This window comes from Dyella sp. AtDHG13, from assembly GCF_003201105.1.
GTDB lineage: Bacteria > Pseudomonadota > Gammaproteobacteria > Xanthomonadales > Rhodanobacteraceae > Dyella > Dyella jiangningensis_B.
The window spans coordinates 247,964-262,544 of the sequence record NZ_QICJ01000008.1 but is presented as its reverse complement, the minus strand read 5'-3'; the positions used below and the strand labels follow the sequence as shown (position 1 = coordinate 262,544).

At 61.2% G+C, this 14,581-nt stretch carries 14 protein-coding genes and 1 tRNA gene; 8 read left to right on the top strand and 7 right to left on the bottom strand.

Annotation, left to right across the window (positions count from 1 at the left end):
- Nucleotides 1-800: 800 nt before the first annotated feature.
- The 6 genes from BDW41_RS23055 to BDW41_RS15025 form a co-directional block, all read right to left on the bottom strand.
- Nucleotides 801-2,021 (bottom strand): hypothetical protein, encoded by a 1,221-nt coding sequence (locus tag BDW41_RS23055; protein ID WP_146217363.1) that lies wholly within the window; start codon nt 2,019-2,021, stop codon nt 801-803.
- The gene (locus BDW41_RS15045) at nt 2,011-3,966 is read right to left on the bottom strand and encodes an ATP-binding protein (RefSeq protein WP_158537001.1); all 1,956 of its coding nucleotides are present in this window, start codon (nt 3,964-3,966) and stop codon (nt 2,011-2,013) included. The genes BDW41_RS23055 and BDW41_RS15045 overlap by 11 nt, the downstream gene beginning before the upstream one ends.
- A gap of 11 nt (nt 3,967-3,977) precedes the next feature.
- Nucleotides 3,978-5,042 (bottom strand): DNA cytosine methyltransferase, encoded by a 1,065-nt coding sequence (locus BDW41_RS15040; RefSeq protein WP_083337827.1) that lies wholly within the window; start codon nt 5,040-5,042, stop codon nt 3,978-3,980.
- A 25-nt stretch (nt 5,043-5,067) separates the two neighbouring features.
- Nucleotides 5,068-5,532: a very short patch repair endonuclease gene (locus tag BDW41_RS15035; RefSeq protein WP_074552027.1), complete on the bottom strand. Its 465-nt coding sequence runs from the start codon at nt 5,530-5,532 to the stop codon at nt 5,068-5,070.
- Nucleotides 5,533-5,596: 64 nt separating this feature from the next.
- A complete protein-coding gene (locus tag BDW41_RS15030; RefSeq protein ID WP_074552070.1) occupies nt 5,597-6,850 on the bottom strand; it encodes an integrase arm-type DNA-binding domain-containing protein in 1,254 nt (417 codons plus the stop codon).
- A gap of 161 nt (nt 6,851-7,011) precedes the next feature.
- Nucleotides 7,012-7,088: transfer RNA gene (locus tag BDW41_RS15025), tRNA-Met, on the bottom strand.
- A gap of 183 nt (nt 7,089-7,271) precedes the next feature.
- Between BDW41_RS15025 and BDW41_RS15020 the strand changes: the two genes are divergently transcribed.
- The 8 genes from BDW41_RS15020 to ampE all read left to right on the top strand — a co-directional run bounded on the left by BDW41_RS15020 (nt 7,272) and on the right by ampE (nt 12,578).
- Nucleotides 7,272-7,832, top strand: coding sequence for an RNA pyrophosphohydrolase (locus BDW41_RS15020; RefSeq protein ID WP_074552028.1), 561 nt, complete (start codon nt 7,272-7,274; stop codon nt 7,830-7,832).
- A gap of 147 nt (nt 7,833-7,979) precedes the next feature.
- Entirely contained in the window at nt 7,980-8,180 is a 201-nt protein-coding gene (locus BDW41_RS15015) for a (2Fe-2S)-binding protein (RefSeq protein ID WP_074552029.1), read from the top strand.
- 141 nt (nt 8,181-8,321) lie between these two features.
- Nucleotides 8,322-8,792 (top strand): bacterioferritin, encoded by a 471-nt coding sequence (gene bfr / locus BDW41_RS15010; protein WP_074552030.1) that lies wholly within the window; start codon nt 8,322-8,324, stop codon nt 8,790-8,792.
- A 97-nt stretch (nt 8,793-8,889) separates the two neighbouring features.
- Nucleotides 8,890-9,639 carry a DUF6776 family protein gene (locus tag BDW41_RS15005; RefSeq protein ID WP_074552031.1) on the top strand — a complete coding sequence of 250 codons (750 nt, stop codon included), beginning with the start codon at nt 8,890-8,892 and terminating at the stop codon, nt 9,637-9,639.
- On the top strand, nt 9,626-10,048 hold the full coding sequence (locus BDW41_RS15000) for a polymer-forming cytoskeletal protein (RefSeq protein ID WP_074552032.1): 423 nt from the start codon (nt 9,626-9,628) through the stop codon (nt 10,046-10,048). Before BDW41_RS15005 ends, BDW41_RS15000 begins: the two co-directional genes overlap by 14 nt.
- 46 nt (nt 10,049-10,094) lie before the next feature.
- Nucleotides 10,095-10,472: an iron-sulfur cluster insertion protein ErpA gene (gene erpA, locus BDW41_RS14995; protein WP_074552033.1), complete on the top strand. Its 378-nt coding sequence runs from the start codon at nt 10,095-10,097 to the stop codon at nt 10,470-10,472.
- Nucleotides 10,473-10,485: 13 nt separating this feature from the next.
- Complete coding sequence (gene nudC / locus BDW41_RS14990; RefSeq protein ID WP_074552034.1) at nt 10,486-11,457, top strand: NAD(+) diphosphatase; 972 nt, start codon at nt 10,486-10,488, stop codon at nt 11,455-11,457.
- A 251-nt stretch (nt 11,458-11,708) separates the two neighbouring features.
- Entirely contained in the window at nt 11,709-12,578 is an 870-nt protein-coding gene (gene ampE / locus BDW41_RS14985; RefSeq protein ID WP_074552035.1) for a regulatory signaling modulator protein AmpE, read from the top strand.
- Nucleotides 12,579-12,612: 34 nt separating this feature from the next.
- Here ampE and BDW41_RS14980 read toward each other — a convergent pair whose 3' ends face one another.
- Entirely contained in the window at nt 12,613-14,487 is a 1,875-nt protein-coding gene (locus BDW41_RS14980) for an MFS transporter (protein WP_074552036.1), read from the bottom strand.
- Nucleotides 14,488-14,581: the final 94 nt, after the last annotated feature.

Sequence of the window (14,581 nt, the reverse complement as noted above, 5' to 3'; positions counted from 1 at the left end):
ATCAAGGAACCCTTGCCAACCCATCACCGAGCGATAAGCTCGCAACCTTGGACTCTACGAAATAGGTTTTGGCCCTAAGCCCGGGGGCAGGTCACTTGCCCACATGGCAAGGGACTTTGACCTCGTACAAAAACAGCTGGCGTCGAATATTCGAGCGCTAAGGTCGGAGACTGGCCTATCGCAAGAACAATTGGCCCTTCAGGCCGATGTCGACAGAACCTACGTCAGCCAGATCGAACGTGCGATCGGAAATCCTTCCCTCGCCGTCCTATGCAGGCTTGGCGCAATACTTGGCGAGGACGTTCGAGATCTGCTTGGTGTCAATGAACGGCCAAGCCGCCATCGGAAATAGAATAATGGCAGCCTGGCATTCGATCGCTGGAAGATAGGACCCGGCTTTTGCCGGGCCCTATGTACGATTACGACCAAGAGGTGGAAGCTTTAGAGCAGAGAATTTCGGCAACGCGATGTCGCCAGCGGTTCGAGCGGACTGCGCTACGAGCAGTGAGCTCTCACCTCCACTATCTCGTTAGCCACCGGGAAAGGACTTTGGTTGCGTCATACGCAAGCCTAGCCGGTACGCAGCTCGACACACCAACGAGCGCAGGCAGGCCACAAATTCCCAGCGATAAACAACACTGCAAAAACAATCAAACACTCAAACAGCGACGATGAGGAGTAGCCAATCCACGATTTTTCAAACATCACCATGCTCCTTAATAGAGAACGAGCAGCCCAACGAGCTGCTCAGCACGGTGATATAGATTTAAAAATATCTAGGTTCGAAATGACTGGCTTTTCTAGGCTACATCAAGGGAAGCCTTCGGGTTCTCTTTTTGCGAAAGCGCCCAATCGATGTACGCATCAGCGTCAAAACGAGCACTTCGCATTAGGTCGGATGCCTCAAGTGTAACCGTGTCGTAGGTGTCCGGATTCGACAGAATGCCATCGACATGAGCAAGACGAGGTATCAAGCGAATTATCTCGATCGCTGCCTCGGGCTCGCTTGGGAATTGGACGGGTTGCTCAACAGACGCAGCCAGTCCCGCAAGATCGCGTGCAGGCGCATGAACCGTCTGGCAAAAAAAACCGAGAGAAAGCATGTCTCTACTTCCCGGCACGCGAACTGAGTAAGCACAACTACTCGCCAGTAGCCTCAATGTGCCAGCCGGCGGAGAGCTGTCCAGCATCTGGAGAAGCCATTTGCTGACCGCCGCCGCGAAAGCATTTTCGAAGGCAGAATCATCCTGAACCGGACCCGCCTGCATTGCACTCAATGCTGATTGATCAAGATGCAGCTCGTCGCGAATGACCTGATCGACCTCGGCGTGATCGCGCGCATTTCTAAGAAGGCAGTCGAAGAAGCGCACGCGTGCTTCAGCGTTGATCCGGCCATGGTTCGCCCGGGTTGTCAGGAATAGTATCCATGGCTCGTCCGCAGGACGTCGTCGGCGCTGAAAGTCCAGAAGCTGCCGAATGGCGTCGTAACATCCAAGCTGTTGATCAAGTGGCGGTGCCGCACCGATAGAGTTGCATAGGTCGATATTTACGATATCAAACGATGCCGCCCCCATCGTTCGGGCGTATCCAACTGATTTCGGATCTGCAAGACTTTGTAATGGATCGAGGATTACAGTCGACTCCTGATCGACGCCCTGCATCCGCATCACTTCATCCAAAGAAAGATTGAGCTCTGTCTGAGCATCCAAGCCCCCTTCCATGAAGCCGACAAAACGCAGGTTTGCGCCAGATTCTGCGCAAACTTGTTGCATAGCCCTTACATCCAACATGTCAGGACCAGGAAGACTTAAGTAGGAGAGAGGCCTGCGCTTGTCAGAGAGGTTTAGTGCAGCGATGAGGTCTGCAGCTTCTGCCTGCCACTGATTGCGACGTATCCAGTGTTTCCTTGGTTTGTGCCAAGGAAAAAAGTGGTCCTTTGGAGCAAGCTCTGGATGCTCGACACGTTGCTGAACGAGATCGCCAACGTAATCGCTCCCCCCATTCTCGACCTCAATCTCCATCAGAAGCCTCTGTGGTGATGATCCTGCCGATCTCCCCGATCAGCTTCTCCTGCATTGCATATTGCATGTTGTCGAACACGCCATAGGCTTGGAGTACCAATGCAATCGCTCTCAGACGCGGCTCCAAATCAGCCGGCAACTTCTTGCCCTTACCCTTTTGGCTTGCTTTTAGCACGGCGCTGCGGGTAAACGCAGGAGCACCAGCAGCGCGCCTTTCCAGGACTTGCTTATCGTCGTCGCCGAAAACTATTTCGGGAGGTGCCTCAGCGTTTTCACCGCGCGCATCTTCCCACGCACTTTCAGCCGCCCGCTGCAACTTCTCGTCCAGCTGCTGGCCAATTTTTTCCTTCTTCTCACTAAGCAGCTTCCCTGAAATCAACTTCTGCCGGTTAGCAAACTGACGGATCGCGCCGTGCAGCCACCGACTGATAAATTGGTAGTGAATACTCGCATAGTTGAATGATTCACGATCGATGTTTAGCGCACCCTCAAGGCCCTCATGAACAAATATCTCAGCAGTCAGCTGCTTTAGACGAGTCTGTTCCGACACCTGGTAACCCATGAAAGTCGGATCAAAAAGTGTTCCACTTGCGCCTTTTAGGCGGACGAGTACGCCGTTGTGATCTTTGGGGACAATCTTAGGCGACCAATAAAGATAGGCCTCAAAAGAAAGGTTACCGCCCCTATATTCCTCGGGAATCTTACTTAGATCGGGTGCACACTTGCCGACAAAGAGTAGATCTCGTGACATGGCATGAGTGCTCTCCTTGGCTCGTCCGAACTTTAACGGACGAAGCAATTGAACCCCGTCGATAAGAACCTTGAATTCGGTGTCTTCGAAGTCGGCTGGAGAGGAAAGGCCCATCAAGGAGCGAACCTGCGCGTTCCCTTGAAGCGCCAATTCAGAAGCCTGGCCTTTGGCATCGTTAGAAATGGCGAAGAAATCGAGTCCGCTTTTCGCATCTAAATCAAACGGGTGCTGATCTACATAGCGACTTGGCAGAGCAAGAGAGAGAGTCCAGATCAACCTAAGATAGTTATCAAGAACCTGCTCGAGTTCTGGATTTGGATTTGTCGCCGTCTGAGCCCTGACCCCATCAACAAGCTTCTTGAACTTTTGCGTCGGCGAATCGCTACTCTTCCAGGGTAACGATGCAGGCAAACTAATCGTGCGCTTGGTTGAATAGTCGAGCCCGCCGATATGAAAGACGGGCTCCACAGTCGCGGTGGGCATCCAGTTCTCCTGCGCGCCTTCAGGAGAGGGCCGCAAGGCAGCCCATCGCGCCTGGCTACGAAGCAATTCCTTTGTTTGAGGACGAAGATCCATAAGCACAATTTCGGTACCATGCGATTCGACGTCAGTCGCCGGCACGCTCCAGATTCTTACGGTGCCCGTTTTTAGCTCGGTATCACCGCCGCGCTCTGCCAAGGCACGCTCAGCATCCTCCGGAGCGAGGATGATGTCCGCAATACGCCTTGTTTTTTCGCCCTTTGTCTTGGTTATAACCTGGAAGTGGGGCGTCAATTGGGCAACGGAGAACAAACCAATTCCGATCTTGCCGATCAGCTTGCGACCACCAGGGCTGAGCGACGCATTTGACGAACTCGTTACGTCTAACTTCGCTCCTTGGGCGGTACGCTTGAGACTTCCACCGATATGTTGCAAGACATACGCAAGCGTCTCGACACTCATGCCACTGCCGTCATCTCGGATGATCATTCGATCAAAACGCGGAGGGTCCGTCTCAATGACCACTTGCGACGCATCCGCATCGTAAGCGTTGGCGATTAGCTCTCTCAGTGCGGATGCTGGCTGGCGATAGATGCCATCAGTGATTCGAGCAAGCACGCGCTGATCGGTTTGCAAAACGTCTTCGATCTTAGCGCCGCTCGTGCCAGCATCGCGTATTCGCTCAGCGAGAGTCTTGGGCTTGCCGCTGTCCACTGCTGTCATTCCTAGAGTGAGGGGCGGGCGCGACGAAGCGCGGCAGCGACTGAGTGCGCGACTGCCGCTGCTACGGGTGGCGGAACTGCATTTGAAACCTGGGTAACCTGCTCGCTTAGATTGCCTAGAAGCTCGAAGGATTTTGGGAACCCCTGCAAGCAGAGTGCTTCGTAAATGCTGAGCCGTCTTTTTCCACTAGGATGGACATGAATTTCCCGATTGCCGTAAGCCACGGTACGACTTGGCGCATCCCACTCTAAGCGAATAAATGACCGACCATCGGGAGGTACTGCAGCCCCGAAAAACTTCTTGGACCTTGGCATCATCGTCCAATGATTGACGTGCTCAGCGCTTGGACTGCAGTTCCCCTCTCGGGAAAAGAAAACGGGCTCAGGCAAACCGCTGATTGCACTTTTAACGGTTGGCGCGGCGCCGGAACTAGGGGTCGGAAATTGGAAGTTTGCGTCATCCAATCTCTTACTGATGCCCACTATGATTAAACGGCGACGGGTCTGAGGTACTCCATACTTCGAAGCATCAAGAATCGCTTCGTGAAGGTTGTACGCCTTGCCGAGTCGCTTAACTAGGGTGTCGTAAAGAGGCTTATTCTTCGCCACCTTAAGCCCTGGGACATTTTCGAAGACGAAGAAATCGAGCCCAAATTCCTGGTCAAGGTCGAGCACGATATTCGTGTAACGCGCAAACAATCGATTGCGCGGATCTTTGGGGCCCGACTTATTGTTCGCGTTTGACACGCCCTGGCACGGCGGCCCGCCAAGCAAACCCCGGGGCGCGGCTCCCGCCAGAGCTATGCGTTCGCGCACCACCTTAGCAATGCTTCCGGAAGAGGTATTTAGTAGATCCAGAACGGCAGCAACATTGGCGCCGGCATTGTGATTGAAACTTTTTACTGCAGCTGGCATCGAGTCCGCTGCGAATATAGTGCGAAATCCTGCGTCATCAAAACCCAGGTCCAGCCCCCCCGCGCCGCAGAAAAGGGAAATCACGGGCACCGTGCCTTCTGCGAGCCGCGGTATCGGTAGCTCCCTCAAATTGCCTCCCTCTGGGTCAACCATTCTGTTCCTCCGACCAGGCTTCATTCTAGTCGAACTGGATTCTTTCTAACGGCCCTTCCGGAGCGCCAGCCTGTCTACGGAGTTCCAGTAGCAGGGCGGCAACTTTTCGCGCACTGGCCTCGGGATTAGTCTCGATCTCGTGCTCCCAGAGTCGACACACATGCCAGCCGCTTGCATGAAGAGCCTCATCGTTACGCCTGTCCCGGGCAATATTCGCATCGATCTTCGGGGACCAATACTCAGCCCGCGTCTTTGGTGCTCGAAAATGCGTAGGGCAGCCGTGCCAAAAGCATCCGTCCACGAACACTGCCAATTTCTCGGACGAAAAAACAATGTCCGGACGACCTGGAAGAGTGGAACGCAGTCTGTATCGCAATCCCATCCGCCAAAGCGTGCGGCGCAAGAGCATTTCCGGCAAAGTATCCCGGCTGCGAATTCGGGACATTTGCTCGGATCTGGAAAGCGGCGGCTTTCTGATCAACTTCGCCATGGCAAGGCTGAGCACTCACTGGGGTGATATCCCGTATCTCCGCGCAGCTATTTCCCTCATCGGACTAAGCGGCATTGAGCACCTCACTCTGAGTTAGGGTAGTCCTTCCAGTCGCTTTGAGCGAATCGAGGTAGTCAGCCCACGATTGCATGATTTTTCGCCGCTCGGGGAGATGCTGTGCTTTGTTGTAAACGCCCGCAACTCCAGGCTCTTTGTGAGATAGCTGCCGCTCAAGGGCCTCAGGGTTCCAGCCCTGCTCTCCCAACATCGTGCGCGCCATGTGGCGGAAACCGTGTCCTGTAATAATTCCTTTGTAACCAATGCGCGCCAGCGCGGCGTTCAACGCTCCGTCCGACATGTGTCGTTTCGGATCACGCGCCCCGGGAAACAAGTATCGGCCATTTCCAGTCAGAGGCTTTAGCTCCCGCAAGATCTCCAGTGCCTGCGTGGACAACGGCACGATGTGCGGTGGAGTGGCGGGGTTTTCTTTGGCGGCCTTTTTGAGCTTTCTGTTCTCAGGCGGCACTCTATAGACAGGGGTCTCGCCCTTGAGGTCAAAGTGAGCCCATTCTGCCATTCGTATCTCGCCAGGACGGCAGAACCAAAGCGGCGCCAACCTTAGTGCGCATTGCACCGGGAAAGTACCTGTAAACCCTTCTATGGCTCGCATCAGCTCGCCCACTTGCACGGGATCGGTGATGGTCGGGTGGTTCCTGGGGTTCCGGGCAGGAAGTGTGTCGCGAAGATCGGCTGCCGGGTCACGCACGGCTCGTTCTGTAGCAATGGCGAACCGAAATATCCGACTTAGTTGATGTCGCAGGCGATGTGCCTGCTCAATATGCCCCTGCTTCACCAGGTGCATCAGTAACGGGCGGATTTCCGCCACCCCGACATTCGCAACAGGAAGGGTACCCAGCCGAGGAAATACGTGATTGCGCAAGCGGTCGCGCTCTTTAGCGAACTGTTTGGGGGTCCACTCTGGCTCCTTTACAGCGAGCCACTCACCAGCAATGACCTCAAAACTGTTCGCAGCACGCTCGTCACCAGCGGCCTTCTCCGCCTTGCGCTGCACCCCTGGATCTATCCCTTGTGCGAGCAGCTTGCGCGCCGCATCACGACGCTCACGAGCAAGTGCCAGGCCCACGTCTGGATAAACACCCAAGGAAAGCCGCTTCTCCTTCCCCCCAAAGCGGTACTTTAAGCGCCACCATTTGCCTCCAGAAGGCGCAATTTCCAGATACATTCCACTGCCATCGAATAAGCGTTGCGCCTTTTCAATAGGCTTCGCTTTTCGAATCGCGGTATCCGTGAGCGGCATGGGGGCATCTACCACTGAAGAAGTAGTGTTGCCCCCGATCCTGCCCCCACTTGCCCCTCGATTTCAATGGACCTCATGGGACTTGCTTGGACGAAAAAGACCCGAAACCCTTGGTATCACTAGGTTCCCTGGACTTCGCTGGACAGGTTCGGACTGGTATGTGGTGGCTATGGGTGGACTCGAACCACCGACCCCAGCATTATGAGTGCTGTGCTCTAACCGGCTGAGCTACATAGCCTTGGGTGCCGTCCGCCCGGTGTGTCGACGTGGCGTCGACCAGGCAGGGCCCGGCAGTGTAGTGGGCTGGGCCGCTGGGTTCAAGAGGTCTGGTTGTCCCGTCTTCCTGCGCGTGCTTGAATGGACTCACGAGCCATGGCGGAGCTGAGTCGTCCGTCGTACCCGCCCGGCTTCAGGAGGCAACATGATCGACGTCGATGGCTATCGTCCGAATGTAGGCATCGTTCTGCTCAATGCGGACGGCCGGCTGTTCTGGGCGCGCCGCGTCAATCGTGATGGCTGGCAGTTCCCCCAGGGCGGCATGCGCAGCGACGAGACGCCGCTGGAGGCGATGTACCGCGAGCTGGAGGAGGAAACCGGCCTGGCCCCGCACCACGTGGAGGTGATCGGCGCCACCCGGGGCTGGCTGCGCTACCGCCTGCCCAGCCGCTATGTCCGCCACCACCAGCACCCGACCTGCATCGGGCAGAAGCAGGTCTGGTTCCTGCTGCGCCTGGTGGGCAGCGAGGACGCCCTGCGCCTGGACGCCTGCGACAAGCCGGAGTTCGACCACTGGCGCTGGGTGGATTTCTGGTATCCCGCCGCCCACGTGGTCAACTTCAAGCGCCAGGTCTACGAGCGCGCCTTGCGCCATTTCGCACCCCTGGTGGAGTCCCTGCTCAGCGTCCAGCTGGGCGAGCTGCCGCAGCGCGAGCAGCGCCACGAGGCCGGCGACGGCCCCCGCAAGGGCAAGGCCGCGGCCTGAGGGCGCGTACGGGGCCGGTTTTCGCCCTGCCTTTCCGGCTGACCCGCGCCGTCCGGCCTTCAACTAGCCGGCCGGATGCTGAACACCCACGTCCGGCCGGCTGTTCTCAGTTGACAATCATTCGCATTTGCGTTCCCATATACGCCCATGTATATCTGCATGTGCAACGCCGTCACCGACGGCGACATCCGCCGGGCCGCCGCCGAGGGCGTTCATCAGTTCGCCGAGCTGCAGGCCCGCACGGGCTGCTCGGACTGCTGCGGCTGCTGCGAGGACGAAGCCCGCGCCACGCTGGACAAGGCGGTGCAGCAGGTGCTGTCGGCGCTGCCGGTGGTCGCGGTCGCCTGAGGGCGGCCCCCATCGAAGAACTTCCCGCGACGCGCAGCTCGGCTGCGCGTTTTCGTATGCGCAACTCCTAGTCATTCTCGTTCCGACGTGCCCACACGGGACGCCGTATAGTCGGCGGCTGTACGGATTAGGAGACTTCCCATGAAGGGCGACGCCAAGGTCATCGAGTTCCTCAACAAGGTGCTCTACAACGAATTGACCGCCATCAACCAGTACTGGCTGCATTACCGCATGTACAAGGACTGGGGCTACAACGAGCTGGCGGAGCACGAGCAGAAGGAATCCATCGAGGAGATGAAGCACGCCGATCACCTGATCGAGCGCATCCTGTTCCTCGACGGCCTGCCCAACCTGCAGCACCTGGGCAAGCTGCGCATCGGCGAGAACCCGGTGGAATGCCTGCAGGGCGACCTGGACCTGGAAATGGCCGCCGTGAAGGACCTGCGCGAGGCCATCGCCTACAGCGAGAGCATTGCCGACTTCGTCAGCCGCGACCTGTTCAAGGGGATCCTGCACGACGAGGAAGAGCACATCGACTGGCTGGAAACCCAGTTCAGCCTGATCAAGGATCTCAGCGCCGAGCGCTACCTGCAGTCCAAGATCGACAGCTGACCTTCACCGGGCGGGAACGGTCGCAAAGCGTGCCGCCGTTCCTTGACGCTCTCTGCACGGCGAGGCTATACGTTGGTTTTCCCCGGGAAAGCCCCGCATGGCCTCACGTCCGCCACCGCGCTTCGTGGTACGTCCGCACGACGCGTCCGTCGGGCGGCGGCGTGTGTGGCTGGGCGCGGCCTGGCTGGCCAGCCTGCTGGTGGTGGGACTGGTGGTGGGCGGCATTGCCCACCATGGCACACCGGTGGCGGCCGAGGAGCGCCAGCTCAAGGCGCTCACCAAGCAGAACAATGACCTGCAGCAGCAGGTGGCCAACCTTCAGCGCGCCGGCCAGGTGGCCGACATCGCCAACGCCTCGCTGCGCAAGACGCTATCCGAGCGCGAAGAGGAAATCAGCGGCCTGCGGGCCGACCTGGGTTTCTATTCCCGCCTGACCGGCGGTGACGCCCAGCGCGAAGGGCTGAAGGTGCAGGAGGTGCGCCTGCAGCCGGTGGAGAACTCCCACGCCTGGAACCTCACGCTCAGCGTCACCCAGAACGCCAAGCGCGGCGACGATGTGGCCGGCACCGCCACCGTCAGCGTGGAGGGCCTGCGCGCCGACAAGGTGGTCCAGCTCGACTGGCCGTCGCTGGGCGACACCGCGCAGCGCGACGGCATCCCGTTCCGTTTCAAGTACTTCCAGCAGCTTCACAGCACCATCGTGCTGCCCGCCGATTTCCGGCCCACGCGCCTGCTCATCAAGGTCCAGCCCGCCGGGGACGACCCCGTGACGCGTGCGGTCGGCTGGAGCGAGGCGCTGTCCGGCCACCTCACACCGACCCAAGGGGAACAAGATGCTCAACCGTAAGCGCAGCGAGCGCGCGCCGGCCCACCCGGACACCAGCCTGATCGCGCGGGGCACCGTCATCCAGGGCGACGTCCGCTTCAGCGGAGCGCTGCACCTGGACGGCCAGATCGTCGGCTCGGTGCTGGCCGAGGAGCAGGGCGCGGTCTTCACGCTCAGCGAGAGCGGCCACGTGGAGGGCGAGATCCGCGTGCCCCACGCCATCATCAATGGCCACGTCCGCGGCGACATCCATGCCGCCGAGCGCCTGGAACTGGCCTCCGAGGCCCGCGTGGCGGGCGACGTGCACTACCGCACCCTGGAAATGGCCGCCGGCGCCCAGGTCAACGGGCGCATGAGCCACCACTCGGCGGAGGCAACGCGGGAACTCCCTGCGCCTACACTCGCCGACGCAGAAGCCGTACCTGCCTGATCGCGGTATCCTTGAGCACAGGTTGCCGCACCCCCACTTGAGTCTCATGGATACCGTCGTCCCCCTCCCCACCGTTCCCGACTACCGCAGCGCCGGCGCCCCGCTGGTGTTCACCGAGGCTGCGGCCCGCAAGGTGCACGAGCTCATTCAGGAAGAGGGCAACCCTGAACTCAAGCTGCGCGTGTACATCACCGGCGGCGGCTGCTCGGGCTTCCAGTACGGCTTCACCTTCGACGAGGCCCAGGCCGAGGACGACTACGCGCTGGCGCGCGAGGGCGTCACCCTGCTGGTCGACCCGTTGTCGCTGCAGTACCTCACCGGCGCCGAGATCGACTATTCGGAAAGCCTGAGCGGCTCGCAGTTCGTCATCCGCAACCCCAACGCCAAGACCACCTGCGGCTGCGGCTCGTCCTTCTCCACCTGAGACCTGCCACGGCATGGATCGCACCACCTTGCCGCGACACAACACCTTCGCGGGACTCAGCCTGATCCTCGATCGCGTTGCCGAACGGCGCGACGAGTCCGTGTGGATCAGCGAACTGGCGGCGTCCGAGCACGCGCGTTACCTGCTGATCGATCCGCTGGGACAGACCTACCTGCAGGCCGATGGCGAAACGCTGCGCTGGCTGGACAGCGCCGAGCGCGAACGGCTGCTGGGCGACCACAAGGCCAGTTTCCTCGGCCTCACCGACGAGCGTCCCAACTTCCTGATCACGCTGGATGACGAGCAGCGCGCCGGCGAACTGGAACACGTGCTGGGCGCACGCCGCGCCGGCCTGCGCGACGTCGGCCTGCTGCTTCCCGCGGACGAGGCCGGCCTGTTCGCCTACGGCAAGGGCCTTGCGCACTGGCAGCGCGAAACACGGCATTGCACGTACTGCGGCTCGCCGCTGGTGCTGGTGGCCTCGGGCCATCGCACGCAATGCACCAACAGCGACTGCGGCCGCATGCACTTTCCGCGCACGGATGCCGCCGTCATCGTGATCGTGGAGCACGAGGGCGCCTGCCTGCTCGGCCGACAGGCCGGCTGGCCCAAGGGCCGCTACTCCACACTGGCCGGTTTCGTGGAACCGGGCGAAGCGCTGGAAGACGCCGTGCGCCGCGAAGTCGCGGAGGAATCGGGCGTGATCGTGGGCGAGGTGCATTACCACTCCTCGCAGCCGTGGCCGCTGCCGCAGTCGCTGATGGTCGGCTTCACCGCCAAGGCCGTGGCGCGCACCATCCGCCTGCGCGACCACGAGCTGGAGGACGCGCGCTGGTTCACGCCGCAGGACATCGTGCAGGGCATGGCCGATGGCAGCTTCATTCCGTCGCCGCCGCTGTCGGTGTCCTATCGCCTGCTCGAACACTGGCTGCGCCAGCAGGCGGGGCTGGAGCTGGATGAGCTGGTGGCGCGGCACAAGCGCTGATTGCTGCCTGCAACAGCCGTCATTCCGACGCAGGCCGGAGGTGCTTTTCAACAGCCGAAGGGCTGGTCATCCAGTAGCGACCATGTTCGGTTTACGCCAGGTATCCACAGCGACTTGCTCGCCGCGAAAGCCTGACACCGAGGCCACTGGATTCCGGCCTGCGCCGGAATGACGAATGTGAAGCATTCGGCACGCGCTGAGCCGTCACGCCCTTGCCCTACAATGCGGCCGTCGACCGGAGATCCGCACCCATGGCTGTCAGCTTGCTTTCCGCACTCATCGCTCTCGGCCTGGTGCACGTCATGCCGCAACTCGCGCACTGGCGCGGCGATGGCGGGTTCCGTCGCTGGGTGGCGCAGCTGGGCGACACGGCCGGCCCGGCGCGCGTCGCCGTGACGCTGGGCGTGCCGGTAGTGCTGTGCCTGCTCGTGATCTGGCTGCTCGGCCTGCTGCCTGGCAGCGAGCTGTTCCGCCTGGTGTTCTCCTTCGTGGTGCTGCTGTACTGCTTTGGTCCGCACGCGTACGAGGCGGACCTCGAAGCCATCATCAAGGCGCCTGACCAGCCCTCCCGCGAAGCGGCCGCGCAAGCCTTGTCCGATGACGGCGAACCGGTCGCATGGCACGCCGTGCCGCTGGGCGAGGCCACCGCCTACGCCGCGCTGCATCGCCGCTTCGGCGTGCTGCTGTGGTTCTTCCTGCTGGGGCCGGCTGGCGCCTTGCTGTACCGCCTTGCGCAGACGCTGGGCCGCGACCAGACCCTGCGCCTGGATTCGCCCGCACGCAGCGCGGCGCGCTCCTTCGCCAACGTGGCGGACTGGCTGCCCGCGCAGCTGATGGTGTTCACGCTGGCGCTGGTAGGCCACTGGGATGCGGTGATCGGCGCGTGGAAGCGCTGGCATCAGCAGCAGTCGCCGAACAGCTGGTATGTGGAAGGCCCCGGCTTCCTCGGAGCCGCGGCGCGCGCGGACGTGCAGGTGGATATCGAAGCCGGCGACGGCTACGCGCAGGAGCGCATCGACACGCTGGCCGAACTGATCCGCCTGCGCGGCGCCCTGTTGCGCGCCCTGCTCGCGTGGCTCAGCGTGGTGGCGCTGATCGTGCTCGCCGGCTGGCTCGCGTAAGCATCAACGAAGGTCGCGTGAGCCCGCCAGCGGCTCACGCCATGTCGCCGCGCAGCTCGCGCACGCGGGCCTCGAGCGCGTCCATGCGAACGTCCTGAGGCGCGATCGGCGCGCTGCCGACCAACTCCACGCGCGCGCGGAAGCGGCGCGGCAGGCGCGCGCGATGCAGCATGGAATCGCGGCGGCTCCACACGCTGCCCCACAATCCACGCAGCGCCAGCGGCACCACGGGCACGGGACGGCGTTCCAGGATGCGCGACACGCCCGGGCGGAACGGCGCGATGTCGCCGTCCTTGGTCAATCCACCCTCGGGGAAAATGCACACCAGATCGCCGTCGGCCAGCGCAGCGTCGACTTCGTCGTAAGCGCGCTGCAGCACGGCGGGGTCTTCCTTCTGGCCTGCGATGGGAATCGCCTTGGCGGTGTGGAACACGAACTTCAGCACCGGGATGTTGAAGATCTTGTAGTACATGACGAAGCGCGCGGGTCGCCGCAGGTTCGCCATCAGCACCAGCGGATCCATGAAGCTCACGTGGTTGCACACCAGCAGCGCCGGGCCTTCTTCCGGGATGTTCTCCAGGCCGTCGACGCGCACGCGGTACAGCGTGTTCACCAGCACCCAGGTGATGAAGCGCATCAGGAATTCGGGAACGATAGTGAAGATGTACACCGCCACCAGCACGTTGAGCAGCGCCGCGGCAAGGAAGATCTGCACCGCCGTCAAGCCCAGCGCGCCCAGGCCCAGGCCGAACCCCGAAGCCATGCAGATGAACAAGGCATTGAGGATGTTGTTGCCCGCGATCACGCGCGACAGCCGGTCGCGCGGCGTGCGCGCCTGCACGTAGGCGAACAGCGGCACCACGTAGAAACCGCTGAACACGCCGATCAGGGTGAGATCCATCACCACGCGCCAGCTTCCCGCGCCATGCAGAAAAGCCAGCCAGTCCAGGCCGTGCACCGCGGCCACGTGCGGATGGGCGAAGTACAGGTCCACGCCGAACGCCGTGAGGCCGAACGCGCCCAGCGGCACCAGGCCCACTTCCACGCGGCGCCCGGACATGCGCTCGCACAGCAGCGCGCCCACGCCGGTGCCCAGCGAAAACAGCGTGAGCACCAGCGTATTGACCGAGCCGTCGCCGCCCAGGTTGATGCGCGTGTAGTTGGGCAGCTGCGCGATCAGCACCGTACCGAAGAACCAGAACCACGAAATGCCGAGCACGGCATTGAACACGCGACGGTCGGCCTTGGTGATGCCAAGCACGCGCGCCGTTTCGGTGATCGGATTCCAGTTGAAGACCAGCTCGGGCGCGGTGGCCGGCGCGGGCGGAATGCGCCGGCTGGCGAGATAGCCCAGCACCGCGATGGCAATGGTGGTGGCCGACGCCGCGATGGGCCCATAGCCCTTGATCAGCATCAGCGAATTGCCGGCGATCATGCCCACCAGCATCGCCAGCTGCGTGCCCATTTCCACCAAGCCGTTGCCGCCGACCAGCTCCTGCGGCTTCAGCGCCTGCGGCAGGATGGCGTACTTGATCGGCCCGAACGTGGTGGAGTGCAGCCCCATCAGGAACAGCACCACCAGCAGCAAGGTGGTGTGATGCGTGTAGAAGCCGATAGCCGCCACCACCATGGCCATGATCTCGAACAACTTCACGTAGCGGATGATGCGCGACTTCTCGTACTTCTCAGCCAACTGGCCCGCCGTGGCCGAGAACAGGAAGTAGGGCAGGATGAACAGCGCCGGCGCCAGGTTGGTGTACAGCGACACCGTCTTGTCATCCAGGCCCATCTGGAACGCCACCAGCATGACCATCGCATTGCGGAACGCGTTGTCGTTGAACGCGCCCAGCGCCTGGGTCCAGAAAAAAGGCGCAAAGCGCCGGCTTCCCAGCAGGTTGAACTGACTCATGTGGATCCCTGGCGTGTGCGTTGAGCAAGCCTAGCGCGAAAGCCCCTGACCATCGATATAGGCCATCGCCGCGCTTGTCGAAGGCCCAGGCCGA

Coding starts and splice junctions, on each gene's coding strand:
- BDW41_RS14980 (WP_074552036.1), bottom strand. CDS start 14,487: ATGAGTCAGTTCAACCTGCTGGGAAGCCGGCGCTTTGCGCCTTTTTTC.
- BDW41_RS15030 (WP_074552070.1), bottom strand. CDS start 6,850: ATGCCGCTCACGGATACCGCGATTCGAAAAGCGAAGCCTATTGAAAAG.
- BDW41_RS15000 (WP_074552032.1), top strand. CDS start 9,626: ATGCTCAACCGTAAGCGCAGCGAGCGCGCGCCGGCCCACCCGGACACC.
- BDW41_RS15015 (WP_074552029.1), top strand. CDS start 7,980: ATGTATATCTGCATGTGCAACGCCGTCACCGACGGCGACATCCGCCGG.
- nudC (WP_074552034.1), top strand. CDS start 10,486: ATGGATCGCACCACCTTGCCGCGACACAACACCTTCGCGGGACTCAGC.
- bfr (WP_074552030.1), top strand. CDS start 8,322: ATGAAGGGCGACGCCAAGGTCATCGAGTTCCTCAACAAGGTGCTCTAC.
- BDW41_RS23055 (WP_146217363.1), bottom strand. CDS start 2,021: ATGGAGATTGAGGTCGAGAATGGGGGGAGCGATTACGTTGGCGATCTC.
- BDW41_RS15005 (WP_074552031.1), top strand. CDS start 8,890: ATGGCCTCACGTCCGCCACCGCGCTTCGTGGTACGTCCGCACGACGCG.
- erpA (WP_074552033.1), top strand. CDS start 10,095: ATGGATACCGTCGTCCCCCTCCCCACCGTTCCCGACTACCGCAGCGCC.
- BDW41_RS15040 (WP_083337827.1), bottom strand. CDS start 5,042: ATGGTTGACCCAGAGGGAGGCAATTTGAGGGAGCTACCGATACCGCGG.
- BDW41_RS15020 (WP_074552028.1), top strand. CDS start 7,272: ATGATCGACGTCGATGGCTATCGTCCGAATGTAGGCATCGTTCTGCTC.
- BDW41_RS15035 (WP_074552027.1), bottom strand. CDS start 5,532: ATGGCGAAGTTGATCAGAAAGCCGCCGCTTTCCAGATCCGAGCAAATG.
- ampE (WP_074552035.1), top strand. CDS start 11,709: ATGGCTGTCAGCTTGCTTTCCGCACTCATCGCTCTCGGCCTGGTGCAC.